Raw genomic sequence first — 12,746 nt, forward strand, 5'->3', positions numbered from 1 at the left:
CGCGCGGCTCAGTCGTTCTTCCTGCCCGCCCCGGCGTCACCCGGCGGGGAGCCGCTGGGGGCGGAGACCTCCACGAACTCGGCGCGTTTCTTCTCGGTGAGCCTGAGGATCGGCACCGCCTTGTTGCGCGGGTCCCCGCTGTTGCGGAACGAGAGGAAGCCGCTCCCGCCGGGCACCCGCCCCTCCAGGTTCATCGTGCGGAACGTCCGGCTCACGGACTCGCCGGTCACCTCGCCGCCCCACTGCGCGGCCATTCCCCCGGCGGGCCGCCGTCAGCACCGCGTCGTGGACCATGACGGCCTGCCCGTCGTCCCGGGTGTCACGCGGGGACCGCACCACCGCGGGGCGCCCGCCGCACCCCGTCCGCGGCGGTCAGCGCGCCTCGCCGGGAGCTCGGCCCGCGGGCGGTCGCCACTCCACGGCGACGGTCGCACCGGGGGCGATCTCCGTGTAGCCCGCGTCGTGGACGACGGGCAGCCCGCCGCCGGTCAGCTCCGCCCAGTGCGCGGCGTCCCGTGCCGGACGGACCGCGAGCGGGAAGCCCGCGTCGCGCCATGCGGTGCGGGCGGCATCGTCCAGCTCCCACCAGGCGAGCTGCGCCCCGTGTCCGGCCTGCGCCATCGCCTTGCCCGCCGACATCCCCAACCCGGGGTTCAGCCACAGCACAGGCGTCCCCGGGGCCGGCGCGGCCACGGGCGCGGTCTCGGCCAGATCGGTGCCCGAGACCTGGAGCCGCGCCAGCTCCTTGGGCCAACTGTCCAGCGGGACGGGCGGGAAGACGCGCACCTCGGCGCCGTCCCCCGTCACCGTGAGACCCTCCAGCGGCTGGGTGCGCCGCCATTCGGCGCCGCGCGCCCGCCGTACCACCTTGCGGATCTGCGAGTCCTCCCACAGCCGCACCCGCCTGTGCCACGCGCCGCCCTCGTCCACCGTGCGCGGGTCGGACAGCATCAGCAGCACGGCACGGGCGGCCGTTTCCAGCGCGTCGGTGCGGGAGGGCGGGTCGGCCCGCTCGATACGGACGACGAGCGGCAGCACATGGCGTGCGGGCCCGGACTCGCCCCGCTCGGCCTGCGGCCCGGTCGCCGGGTCGGGCTGCGAGGCGGCGGCGGAGACCGCGGAGGGGGAGGTGGCGGGGTCGGCGGCGGGAACAGTCACCCGTTCAGTCTGCCAGCGGCTACCGTCACCCCCATGAGCTGGGCTGTGGAGCTGGAGGGCGTGGGGTGCCGCTACCGCGCGGGCGGCCCCTGGGTGCTGCGCGACGTCGACCTGGAGGTACGGGCGGGCACTCTGCTGCGGGTGGAGGGCGGCAACGGCAGCGGAAAGTCCACCCTGCTGCGGCTGCTCGCCGGGGTCGACACCCCGGCCGCCGGCCGGGTGCGCGGCCTCCCCCCGACGCGCGGATACGTTCCCGAACGCTTCCCCGCCGCCCTGCCGCTGACCGCCCTCGCCTACCTGACCCATCTCGGGCGCGTACGCGGCCTGCGGCGGCGGGCGGCCGCGGGCGAGGGAGCGCACTGGCTGGAGCGTCTCGGCGCGGGACCGTACGCCCGTACGCGGATGCGGGAACTGTCCAAGGGCAGCAGCCAGAAGGTGGCCGTCGCCCAGGCCCTCGTCGGACACCCCGCTCTGCTGGTGCTCGACGAGGCGTGGACCGGACTCGACCGGGCCGCGCGTGCGGTCCTCGACGACGTCGTACGGCAGCGGGTCGCCACCGGCGGCTCCGTCGTCTTCGTCGACCACGATCCGGCACGGCTGGCGGGGGAACCCGACGCGGCCGTACACGTCGCGGCGGACGGCACCGTGACGCCTGCCCCGGTGGCGTCGTCCCCCGCCCGCGCGGCCCCGCGTCCCCCGACGGCCCGTATCGAGGCGCGGGGCACGCCGGGCGCCGGCCCACCCGCCGGGCTGCCCGGGGAGGCCCACTGCCGGGTGACTGCGGACGGGACCCTCACGATGACCGTTCCCGCCGCCGCCTCGGACGCCGCCCTGCGCGTGCTGCTGGCGGCCCGCCCCGGCTGGCACGTGCGCTCGCTGCGGGAGGACCGTGAAACGGCTCCCGCCCGGGAGGACGTCTGCACGCCGGCCCTCCCCGAGGACGGCGGTGCGCCGCCCCTGCGGGAGAACCTGCGGGAGAACCTGCGGGAGAACCTGCGGGAGAAGAGGCATCCGCGTTCCGTGTCCCGGGGGGGGAGAGGGCCCCATGAGAGCGATGCTCGCGCTGACGCGCTATCAGCTCGCCGTCCTGGCACGGTCCCAGCGCTGGTCGGCGCCGCTGCTGCTGTACGCGGGGCTGCTGGCGGTCGGCGTCGACGCGGGGCAGCCGGTGCTCGACTCCCTGGGCCTGGCAGCCGCCGTGCTGCTGCCGACCGCCGCCTGGCTGGTACGGATCGGGGTGACCGGCGAGCCCGAGGCGGCCCGGCACTGCGCGGTGGCCGCCGTGGGCGCCGCCCGCGTCCACCTCGCGCAGGTCGCCGCCGGGGCGGCGACCGCGCTGGTGTTCGGCTGCGCCGCCGTGGCCGTGGTGACGTGGGCGAGCGCGCCGCGGACCGGCAGCGGCACAGCCGTGCCGACCGGCCCCGCCCTCGCAGCAGGACTCTGCTCGGTGCTGACGTGCACCCTGGTCGGTGCTGCGGTCGGCGCCCTGTGCAACCGCCCGCTGATCCGGGCGCGCGGCTACACCGTGGTGGCGACCGTGCTGGGAGCCGTAGCGGCCCTCGTGGTGGGGGTCTCACCGGCCAACGCGGCCGTCACCGACCTGGTGCACGCCTCCGCCCACGGTGCCCCGCACGTCCCCTGGACGCCCCTGCTGGGTGCCGTCCTAATCGCGGGGCTCGCCGCCTGCGCGGCCTGCACCGTGGCGGCCCGCCGCCCGTGAGGGGGCCCGCCCGTCCGGCGGACCGGGGGCTCAACCGGGGGCGGAAGGGGCCGGAAGGGCCGGAGCGGGGAGTCGCCCGCCCCGGCCGGGTGTCAGTGCCGCCAGGGTCCCGTCACGGCGAACGTGGTGCCCGGGGTGTAGCAGTTGACGAACATGGTGCGGCCGTCCGGGGTGAAGGTGACGCCCGCGAACTCCCCCCACTCCGGCTCCTCGGGGGTGCCGATGTTCTGGGCGCCCCGCGCCACGGGGTAGACGGTGCCGCCCCGGGTGAGACCGAAGACATGCTGGGCGCCCGCGCCGTCCTCGCAGACCATCAGCCCGCCGCTGGGGGCGAGGCAGATGTTGTCGGGCTCCTCGCCGGGAAGCTGCACATCGGTGTCCGGGCCGAAGAGGATGACGAGGGTCAGGCGGCGCCGCTTGGGGTCGTACCGCCAGATCTGCCCGAAGTGGTCGCGCTGCGACCCCTCGGCGCTGCGCGCGTAGCTGGAGACGAAGTACACGCAGGAGCCGCCCCAGTAGCAGCCCTCCAGCTTCTGCGCGTGGGTGATGCCGCCCTTGCCGAAGTCCTGGAACCGGACGGGGGTCTGCGCGGCCAGCGGGTCGGGTACGTCGACCCACTCGATGCCCTCGAACGTGGTGCCGGTCTCGGTGACGGACGAGAGGTCGGCCACGCCCGGCACCCGCATGGCCTGCAGCGTGCCGCCCGCGTGCAGGGAGCCGTACCCGCCCAGGGGCTTGCGGGGCAGGAAGCGGTAGAAGAGGCCGAACGGCTTCTCGAAGGCGTCCTCGGTCTCGTAGACGACGCCGGTGTGCGGGTCGAAGGCGACAGCCTCGTGCTGGAAGCGGCCCATGTCCGTCAGCGGCTCCACCGAGGTGGGGCGGCGGGGGTCGAAGCCGACCTCGAAGATGAAGCCGTGGTCCTTGGTGTAGCCCTCCTCGCCCGCCCTGAACTCGGTCTCCTCGCAGGTCAGCCAGGTGTTCCAGAGGCTGGGCCCGCCCGCGCAGTTGGTGGAGGTCCCCGCGATGCCGACCCGTTCGCTGCGGACGGCGTTGTTGGCGTTGTTGGCGTTGTCGGCGTTGTAGCCGTTGTCGCCGTCCAGCTCCAGGACGGTGCAGCCGCCCTCGCCCTCGGGGTCGTAGGTCAGCCCCTCGACGGTGGGGACGGGCACCCGGGAGTCCTTGCGGTTCTCGTGGTTGCGGATCAGCCAGATGCGGTCCTTCCTGTGGCCGCCGTGGCTGTTCCCGCTGCCGCCGCCGTGGGCGCGTCCGCCCTTCGGCGAGTAGGGGAAGGCGGACATGCCGTCGCAGTTGCTGGGCACCTTGCCCTCGCCGGAGCGGAGCTGGTCGCCCTCGCGGGAGAGGACCTTGTAGCGGAAGCCCTTGGGCAGGTCGAGCAGTCCGTCGGGATCGGGGACGAGCGGGCCGTAGCCCGCGCTGCCGCCGGTGGCCTGGGCCGCGGCGGTCCCTGTGAACAATTCCGAGAGCGCGCCGCTGAAGGCGACTGCCGCCCCAACGGCTCCGGTTCTTGCCAGCGCTTGACGTCGTGTCGTGGGCATCGGGCACTCTCCCCTGTTGGCGGACAGGTGACCCGAGCGTGTGTACCACGCGCACCCGCGCCCGCACACCGTCCGTGACGCAACTCAGGCCCGGGGAAGCTCCTCGCCGTCCCGGGCGAGCGCGGTCAGCCGGGAGATGGCCCGGAAGTACTTCTTGCGGTACCCGCCCTCCAGCATGTCCTTGCTGAACAACGCGTCGAAGGGCACCCCCGAGGCGACGAGGGGTATTTCACGGTCGTAGAGCCGGTCGGCGAGCACCACCAGGCGCAGCGCCGTCGACTGGTCCGGCACGGGCGTCACGCTGGTGAGGCAGACCGCACCGACCCCCTCGACCAGCGCCCCGTACCGGCTCGGGTGGACGCGGGAGAGGTGGTCCAGCAGCGCGGGGAACGCGTCCAGGGAGGCACCGGGTGTGCGGTGCGCGGCGGCGGTCACCTCCTCGTCGGCGGCGGGGCGCGGGGCCTCGGGCAGCCCCCGGTGGCGGTAGTCCTCGCCGTCGATGCGCAGCGTGCGGAAACGGGCGGACAGGCCCTGGATCTCGCGCAGGAAGTCGGCGGCGGCGAACCGCCCCTCGCCCAGCTTGCCCGGCAGCGTGTTCGACGTCGCCGCGAGGGCCACGCCGTGCTCCACGAGCCTCGCCAGCAGGCTGGAGACCAGCACGGTGTCGCCGGGATCGTCCAGCTCGAACTCGTCGATGCACAGCAGCTGGTGGCCGGACAGTGTGCGGACCGTCTGCTGGAATCCGAGCGCTCCCACCAGGTTGGTCAGCTCGACGAAGGTGCCGAAGGCCTTCCGCTCGGGCGCGGCCGGAGCGGCGTGCCACAGGGACGCGAGCAGGTGCGTCTTGCCGACGCCGTACCCGCCGTCCAGATAGACCCCGCGCGGGCCGCCGCCGGACGCCGGCTTCGCCCCGCGCCGGAACCAGCGCTTCAGGCCGCCGCCCTCCCCGGTGCCGGAGCGGTCCGCGGCGCCGAGGCGCTCGGCGAAGGAGCCGAGCACCGCGACGGCCTCGGTCTGGCTCGGCTGCGCCGGGTCCGGGATGTACGTGGCGAAGCGCACCGAGTCGAACCGCGGAGGCGGCACCATCTCGGCGACGAGCTGCTCGGCGGGGACGTGCGGCGCGCGTGCGGTGAGCGCGAGCGGGGCCGCGTCCGCGGACCCGGCGGCTGCCCGGTCGTCGGCGGTGCTGGGCGATCCGGTGGAGCCGGCGGAGGCTCCGGATATGTGCGCTTCGGTCGTTGACACGATTGTCATGCTAGTCGGCCCGCCCCAGGCGGTGCGCCGCTCGCCGGGAGTGCGCCGTGCCACACTGCGCCCTATGCGACGCCTGTTCCCTTCGAGCTCAGCACCTGCCCCCGCTCCCGAATGGAGCCTGGAGGAGATCGCCGAGGAGTACGCCTACCCGCCGTTGGGCGAGGGCTCCGACGACGCCCGCTGCTGGCTGCGCGGCAACATGGTCGCTTCGCTTGACGGCGCCGTCCACCACGGCGGCCGCTCCCAGCCGCTCTCCTCCAAGGCCGACATGTGGATCTTCGGGGTGCTGCGGGCGCTGGCCGACGTGGTGGTCGTCGGCGCGCAGACCGTACGGCAGGAGGGCTATCGCCCCGCCAAGCGCCGGTCCGGCTTCGCCGACCGGCGCGCCGCCCAGGGACAGGCGCCGGTGCCGGCGATCGCGGTGCTCAGCGCCGGACTGGAGCTGGACTTCTCGGCGCCCCTGTTCACCGAGCCCGTCGTGCCGACGCTGCTGGTGACCGGCCAGGGCGCCCCCGAGGACCGGGTGGCGCGGGCCCGGGAGGCCGGTGCGGAGGTCGTCTTCGCCGGCGAGGGACACGCCGCGGACCCGGCGCGGGTGCCCGGCCTGCTGGCCCGGCGGGGGCTGCGGCGCCAGCTGACGGAGGGCGGTCCGACGCTGCTCGGGGAGTTCGCCGCAGCCGGGGTACTCGACGAGGTGTGTCTGTCGATCGCTCCGCGCGTGGTCGCGGGGTCGGCCCCGCGGATCATGAACGGTCCCGTGCTGCCGGACCCCGACGCGTTCTCGCTCGAAGGAGTGCTGGAGGAGGGCGGGTTCCTCTTCACGCGCTACCACCGGGTGCGGACCGGGGCGGAATGAGATGTTCCGCTTTTCGGTTGCTGGGCAGACTGACAAGCGCAGGATGGTTTCTTTCCGACCGGAGAAGGGGCGCCCGTCGTGATCACGACAGTTCTGATGATCGAGAAGCCGCTGGTGTCCACCGACGTGGAGATGGTGACGACACTGCACGGTGAGGAGCCGGTCTCCTTCGTCGTCCTGCTGCAACCGCGCGGCGACCAGGACCGGCTGCTGCGCGCGCTGGACGACGTGGCCCTCGGCGAGCTCGACCAGGTCGTGCACGAGGGAGAGGAACCCGAGGGCGGCGAGGCCGTCGGGCCGGCCGAGCAGGCGCTGGAGCTCTCGCTCAAACGGCTCAGAGACGCCGGCAGCGAGGCGGTCGGCCAGATCATCGACGACCACCCGCTGGACGTCCTCCGCTCCGTCGCCGACCAGACCCGGGCCGACGAGGTCATCGTGCTGACCGCCCCCCACCTGGTGGAGGAGTTCTTCCACCGGGACTGGGCCTCGCGGGCGCGGCACAAAGTGGGAGTGCCGGTGTTGAAGTTGTTCGCGCACAACGAGGAGTGAGGGGTGTGTGGCGGGGGGTGTCGGCCGGGGGAGGCGGTCGTGACGGGGCTGTCGGGCGGGAGAGGGCTGCAAGCCGGGAGAGGGCTGCAAGGGGGCGCGGGGCACACCGCATAGGCTTGGCGCCGTCCCTCAGCCCGTTGCCGAGTCAGCCTGGAGACGCACGTATGACCGCTGCTGCCACCCCCTCCCTCCCCTCCGCCCTGGAGCGGCCGCACTTCATCGGGATCGGCGGCGCGGGCATGTCCGGGATCGCGAAGATCCTCGCGGTGCGTGGCGCCCGGGTCGCGGGCAGCGACGCCCGGGAGTCCGCCACCGCGGACGCCCTGCGTGGTTTCGGCGTGACCGTGCACATCGGGCACGCCACCGGCCACCTGGCGCCCGACGCCACGGCCGTCGTCGTCTCCAGCGCCATCCGCGAGGACAACCCGGAGATGGCCGAGGCCAGGCGCCGGGACCTGCCGGTGCTGCACCGGGCCGACGCGCTGGCCGCGCTGATGGCCGGGCTGCGCCCGCTGGCCGTGGCCGGCACGCACGGCAAGACGACGACGACCTCGATGCTCGCCGTCAGCCTGGCCGACCTGGGCCTGGACCCGTCGTACGCGATCGGCGGCGACCTGGAGGGGCCCGGCTCCAACGCCCACCAGGGCACCGGCGAGATCTTCGTGGCCGAGGCGGACGAGAGCGACCGCAGCTTCCACAAGTACGCGCCCGAGGTGGCCATCGTCCTCAACGTCGAACTGGACCACCACGCGAACTACGCGTCCATGGCCGAGATCTACGAGTCGTTCGAGATCTTCGCCGGGCGGATCGCGGACGGCGGCACACTGGTGATCTCCGCCGACCACGAGGGCGCGCGGGAGCTGACCCGGCGGCTGCGGTCGCGGGACGACCGGGCGCTGACCATCCGTACCTACGGTGCGGCCGAGGACGCCGACGTGCGGGTCACCGGCATCGTGCCCCGCGGGCTCACCAGCAAGGTGACCGTCGTCATGGACGGCGAGGAGCTGACGTTCGACGTCTCGGTACCCGGCCGGCACTACGCCCTGAACGCGGTCGCCGCCCTCACGGCCGGTGCGGCTCTCGCGGTGCCCGCCGCCGAGCTGGCACGCGCCCTCGCCTCGTACACGGGCGTCAAGCGCCGCCTCCAGCTCAAGGGGCTCACGGGCGGTGTGCAGGTCATCGACTCCTACGCGCACCACCCCACCGAGATGACCGCCGACCTGGAGGCCATCCGCGGCGGGGCCGGGGAGGGGCGGGTGCTGGTCGTCTTCCAGCCGCACCTCTTCAGCCGCACCCAGGAGCTGGGCAAGGAGATGGGCGAGGCGCTGGCGCTGGCCGACGGCTCGGTCGTGCTGCCGGTCTACCCGGCCCGTGAGGACCCGATCCCCGGCGTGACCAGCGCACTGGTCACCGACGCCGCGCAGGCCGCCGGTGCCGCCGTGCGGGCCGTGGAGGCCGCCCGGGACGCGGTCGCCGCCGTCGTGGGAATGGCCGAGCCCGGTGATCTCGTTCTCACCATGGGAGCCGGGGACGTCACCGAGCTGGGCCCGCGGATCCTCGCCGAGCTGGCGGAGTGAACGTCGCCGGCGGACCGGCACACGACGCTGAGGAGCGAGCCGAGATGGCATACGAGATCGACAAGACCGAGGAGCAGTGGCGGGCGGAGCTCAGCCCCGAGGAGTACCACGTGCTGCGGGAGTCCGGCACGGAGCGCCCCTTCACCGGCGAGTACACCGACACCGAGACGACCGGCGTGTACGAGTGCCGGGCCTGCGGGGCCGAGCTGTTCCGCTCGGACACCAAGTTCGCCTCCCACTGCGGCTGGCCCAGCTTCTACGACCCGGCCCGCTCCGAGGCCGTGGAGCTGCTGACCGACAGCTCCATGGGCATGGTCCGCACGGAGGTCCGCTGCGCCCGCTGCGGCTCCCACCTGGGCCACGTCTTCGAGGGCGAGGGCTACCCGACACCCACGGACCAGCGCTACTGCATCAATTCGGTATCGATGAAGCTCGTCCCGCGTGGCTGAAGCCCGAAGCCTGCCCCGCGCGTCCGCGCCAGCAGGGAGGCCCGGTGCGCGGGGGCACACAGTGCGCGGGGGCGCACTGTGTGCCTCGTCTCTTGAGGGGGAATACGGGACGGCGCCCGGCAGTTCGTTTGTACGCTGCACGTGAGTGATGCACAGCGGTACGTACACAGCAGAACAGCGAAAGGGCGGAGTGACGCGTGGGGGAGAGCGTGCGAACGAGTGCCGAGAGCGCGGAGGTTCACATAGCCACGGGGCCGGTGGGGGGCAGCGGCGGCGGGCGGTGGCTGGTGCCGGTGCTCGCGTTCGGCGGGATCTCCGTCGCCGTCATGCAGACCCTCATCGTCCCGGTCGTCGCCCGACTTCCCGCACTGCTGGACACCTCGACGTCCAACGCCTCCTGGGTGATCACCTCCACCCTGCTGGCCGGTGCCGTCGCCACGCCGATCATGGGGCGGCTCGGTGACCTGTACGGCAAGCGGCGGATCGTGCTGCTCAGCCTCGGCATGATGGTCCTCGGCTCGCTGATCTGCGGCTTCACCTCCGCGCTGGTGCCGATGGTGGCCGGACGTGCCGTGCAGGGGTTCGCGATGGGCGCCATCCCGCTGGGCATCAGCATCATGCGGGACGAGTTGCCGCCCGAGCGGCTGGGATCCGCCATGGCGTTCATGAGCTCCTCGCTCGGCGTGGGTGGTGCGCTCGGGATGCCGCTGGCCGCCTGGATCGCCCAGTACACCGACTGGCATGTGCTGTTCTTCGGCGCGGCCGGCATCGGGGTGGCCGCCATGGCGCTGGTCGCCCTGCTGGTGCCGGAGTCTCCGCTGCGCACGCCGGGCCGCTTCGACGTGCTGGGGACCCTCGGTCTGACGGCCGGGCTCGTGACACTGCTGCTGCCCATCTCCAAGGGCGGCGACTGGGGTTGGGACAGCACGCGGGTGTGGGGGCTGCTCGGCACCTCCGTGCTGATCTTCCTGGCGTGGGGCCTGCTGGAGCTGCGTATCGCGGATCCGCTGGTGGACCTGCGTACCACGGCGCGCCGCCAGGTGCTGCTGACCAACCTCGCCTCGATCATGGTCGGTCTCGCGTTCTACGCGCTCACGCTGGTGCTGCCGCAGGTGCTCCAGCTCCCCGCGGTCACCGGCTACGGGCTGGGGCAGTCGATGCTCGTCTCCGGGCTGTGCGTGGCGCCGATGGGCGTCGCGATGATGCTCGTCTCGTCGCTGTCGGCGAAGCTCTCCCAGGCCCGCGGGCCGAAGGTGTCGCTGATGACCGGGCTGGTGATCCTGGCCGGCTCCTACCTGCTGGGCACCATGCTGCTGGGAGCGGTCTGGCAGACGGTGCTGCTGGCGGTGCTGATCGGCGTCGGCATCGGGATCGCCTACTCCGCGATGCCCGCGCTCATCCTCGGCGCCGTGGACCCCTCGGAGTCCGGCGCGGCCAACGGGCTGAACACGCTGATGCGGTCGATCGGTACGTCGACGTCGAGCGCGGTCGTGGGCGTCGTACTCGCGAAGATGAGCAGCCCGCTGGGCGCCGGGCGGGTGCCCGAACTGGGCGGCTTCCGCACGGCGTTCCTCATCGCGGCGGGTGCGGCCTTGCTGGGTCTGCTGATCGCGGCCTTCCTGCCGTCGTCCGCGACCAGGCCCTCGGCCCCGGCGGCCGGCGTGGACCTCGGGCGGGCCGATCCGTACGCCGACCCGCACCTGGTGCAGCGTGGCGGTCCCGGCAGCGGTTCTGTCGGCGACCCCGGCGTGGGCGCCGATCCGCGCCCCGAGCCCGTCCCGTAGGCCCCGAGCCCGTTGCGCAGGCCACGGGCGGTCACGGCCGGCCCACCACCGCCGCCGACTCCGGCGGCAACCGCAGCGTCCCCTCCGTCAGCCGTGTCGCCGGGTCCCAGGCGGCCAGCTGCACGGTGTGGGCGGACGGGAGCGGGATGTCTGCCGCGCGGTCGGGGGAGAGATTCACCGCGATGTGCAGCGGGCCGTTGTGCAGCAGCAGCCACCCCGGCTCCGCCGCCCCCATCCGGTGCGCGCCGGCCGCCTCCCGGCGCACCGTCGCCTCGCCCAGGGGGACGTGGGCCAGCACCGGGTGGGCGCGGCGCAGGGCGATCAGGGTGCGGTACCAGTCCAGCAGCCGTGCGTGGCCGGGCTGTCCGGGCTCGCTCCAGTCGAGGCAGGAGCGCTCGCGGGTGGCCGGGTCCTGCGGGTCGGGGATCTCCTGCGCGTCCCAGCCGTGTGCGGCGAACTCCCGTCTGCGGCCCTGGCGTACGGCCTCGGCCAGCTCGGGGTCCGGATGGTCGGTGAAGTACTGCCAGGGCGTGCGGGCGCCCCACTCCTCACCCATGAACAGCATCGGAGTGCCCGGTGCGAGCACCACGAGCGCGGCGGCGCAGGCGAGCAGCCCGGGGGAGATCAGCGAGGCGAGACGGTCCCCGCGGGCGCGGTTGCCGATCTGGTCGTGGGTCTGCGCGTACGCCAGGAAACGGTGCGCGGGGGTCTCGGCGGCGCCGGGGCCGTGGACGGGGCGGCCGTGCCGCCGGCCGCGGAAGCTGGAATAGGTGCCGTCGTGGAAGAAGGCCCCGGTCAGCGTCTTGGCCAGGGCCGCGAGCGGGTCGCGGGCGAAGTCGGCGTAGTAGCCGTGCGCCTCGCCGGTGCAAGCGGCGTGCAGGGCGTGGTGGAAGTCGTCGTTCCACTGGGCGTGCAGCCCGAACCCGCCCGCGCTGCGCGGCGCGGTGGTGCGCGGGTCGTTCCGGTCGGACTCCGCGATCAGGAACAGCGGTCGCCCGGTGTGCGCGGCAAGGGTGTCGACGGCTTCGGAGAGCTGGGCGAGGAAGTGCTCGGCGCGGGTGTCGGCCAGCGCGTGCACGGCGTCCAGCCGTAGCCCGTCGAGCCGGTAGTCGCGCAGGAAGGCCAGGGCGCTGCCGATCAGATGGGCGCGTACCTCGTCGGAGCCGGGTGCGTCCAGGTTGATCGCCGCACCCCAGGGGGTCTGGTGCCGCTCGGTGAAGTACGGGCCGAAGGCGGGCAGATGGTTGCCGGACGGGCCCAGGTGGTTGTGGACCACGTCGAGGACGACACCCAGGCCGTGCCCGTGGGCGGCGTCCACGAACCGCTTCAGCCCCTCGGGCCCGCCGTAGGGCTCGTGCACCGCCCACAGCGCGACACCGTCGTACCCCCAGCCGTGGCTGCCGGGGAACGGGCAGACGGGCATCAGCTCGATGTGGCTGATACCCGACCCCGCCAGGTGGGGCAGGTGTCGGGCCGCCGCGTCGAACGTGCCCTCCCGGGTGAAGGTGCCCACGTGCAGCTCGTACAGCACCGCTCCCGGCAGCGGCAGGCCCCGCCACGGGTGCCGCCAGGCGTACGCGCCGTGGTCCACGACGGCGCTGAGGCCCTCGGGCCCGTCGGGCTGGCGGCGGGAACGCGGGTCGGGCAGCACCGGCCCGTCGTCCAGGGCGAAGCCGTAGCGGGTGCCTGCCTGTGCGGGTGCCTCGGTCCGCCACCAGCCCTCATGAGTGGGCGAGGGCGCCATCGGCAGGTGCGTGGCGGGGGCGAGGTGCAGGGTGACGGTTCGCGCGGCCGGGGCCCATACGTCGAACAGCATGGGCCCATTGTCGCCGCCGTGGCCCCC

At 73.9% G+C, this 12,746-nt stretch carries 11 protein-coding genes and 1 pseudogene; 7 read left to right on the forward strand and 5 right to left on the reverse strand.

Translation table 11 applies throughout. The features are described from left to right. Positions 1-8 precede the first annotated feature (8 nt). Together H297_RS0113100 and H297_RS42690 are read right to left on the reverse strand one after the other, a co-directional pair. Positions 9-215: a hypothetical protein gene (locus H297_RS0113100; protein WP_158693670.1), complete on the reverse strand. Its 207-nt coding sequence runs from the start codon at positions 213-215 to the stop codon at positions 9-11. Between the two features lie 157 nt (positions 216-372). Further along, positions 373-1,158, reverse strand: a complete 786-nt coding sequence (locus H297_RS42690) for a peptidyl-tRNA hydrolase (RefSeq protein ID WP_027737426.1) — start codon at positions 1,156-1,158, stop codon at positions 373-375. A gap of 33 nt (positions 1,159-1,191) precedes the next feature. On the opposite strand from H297_RS42690, the pseudogene H297_RS41540 reads away from it, so the two are divergent. Then, positions 1,192-2,061 (forward strand): annotated as a pseudogene (locus H297_RS41540) (ATP-binding cassette domain-containing protein); the annotation flags it as partial. A 142-nt stretch (positions 2,062-2,203) separates the two neighbouring features. Next, positions 2,204-2,878 (forward strand): ABC transporter, encoded by a 675-nt coding sequence (locus H297_RS0113110; RefSeq protein ID WP_106959616.1) that lies wholly within the window; start codon positions 2,204-2,206, stop codon positions 2,876-2,878. A 92-nt stretch (positions 2,879-2,970) separates the two neighbouring features. Here the strand turns inward: H297_RS0113110 and H297_RS0113115 are convergent, their stop codons facing one another. Continuing rightward, positions 2,971-4,434, reverse strand: a complete 1,464-nt coding sequence (locus H297_RS0113115; protein WP_027737428.1) for an alkaline phosphatase PhoX — start codon at positions 4,432-4,434, stop codon at positions 2,971-2,973. 84 nt (positions 4,435-4,518) lie between these two features. Then, positions 4,519-5,688, reverse strand: coding sequence for a cell division protein ZapE (gene zapE, locus H297_RS0113120; protein ID WP_027737429.1), 1,170 nt, complete (start codon positions 5,686-5,688; stop codon positions 4,519-4,521). Between the two features lie 64 nt (positions 5,689-5,752). Here zapE and H297_RS0113125 point away from each other — a divergent pair, with 64 nt between their 5' ends. The 5 genes from H297_RS0113125 (at position 5,753) to H297_RS36115 (ending at position 10,903) form a co-directional block, all read left to right on the forward strand. Then, the gene (locus H297_RS0113125; protein ID WP_027737430.1) at positions 5,753-6,544 is read left to right on the forward strand and encodes a pyrimidine reductase family protein; all 792 of its coding nucleotides are present in this window, start codon (positions 5,753-5,755) and stop codon (positions 6,542-6,544) included. Between the two features lie 78 nt (positions 6,545-6,622). Beyond that, entirely contained in the window at positions 6,623-7,093 is a 471-nt protein-coding gene (locus H297_RS0113130; RefSeq protein ID WP_027737431.1) for a hypothetical protein, read from the forward strand. 164 nt (positions 7,094-7,257) lie between these two features. After that, entirely contained in the window at positions 7,258-8,670 is a 1,413-nt protein-coding gene (gene murC / locus H297_RS0113135) for a UDP-N-acetylmuramate--L-alanine ligase (RefSeq protein ID WP_027737432.1), read from the forward strand. 44 nt (positions 8,671-8,714) lie between these two features. Then, positions 8,715-9,119 (forward strand): peptide-methionine (R)-S-oxide reductase MsrB, encoded by a 405-nt coding sequence (gene msrB, locus H297_RS0113140; protein WP_027737433.1) that lies wholly within the window; start codon positions 8,715-8,717, stop codon positions 9,117-9,119. Between the two features lie 242 nt (positions 9,120-9,361). Further along, positions 9,362-10,903 carry an MFS transporter gene (locus tag H297_RS36115; protein ID WP_486589515.1) on the forward strand — a complete coding sequence of 514 codons (1,542 nt, stop codon included), beginning with the start codon at positions 9,362-9,364 and terminating at the stop codon, positions 10,901-10,903. Between the two features lie 31 nt (positions 10,904-10,934). On the opposite strand, the gene treZ is transcribed toward H297_RS36115, so the two are convergent. Beyond that, the gene (gene treZ, locus H297_RS0113150; RefSeq protein ID WP_027737434.1) at positions 10,935-12,719 is read right to left on the reverse strand and encodes a malto-oligosyltrehalose trehalohydrolase; all 1,785 of its coding nucleotides are present in this window, start codon (positions 12,717-12,719) and stop codon (positions 10,935-10,937) included. Between the last annotated feature and the right edge of the window lie 27 nt (positions 12,720-12,746).

The organism is Streptomyces sp. CNT360 (assembly GCF_000424785.1).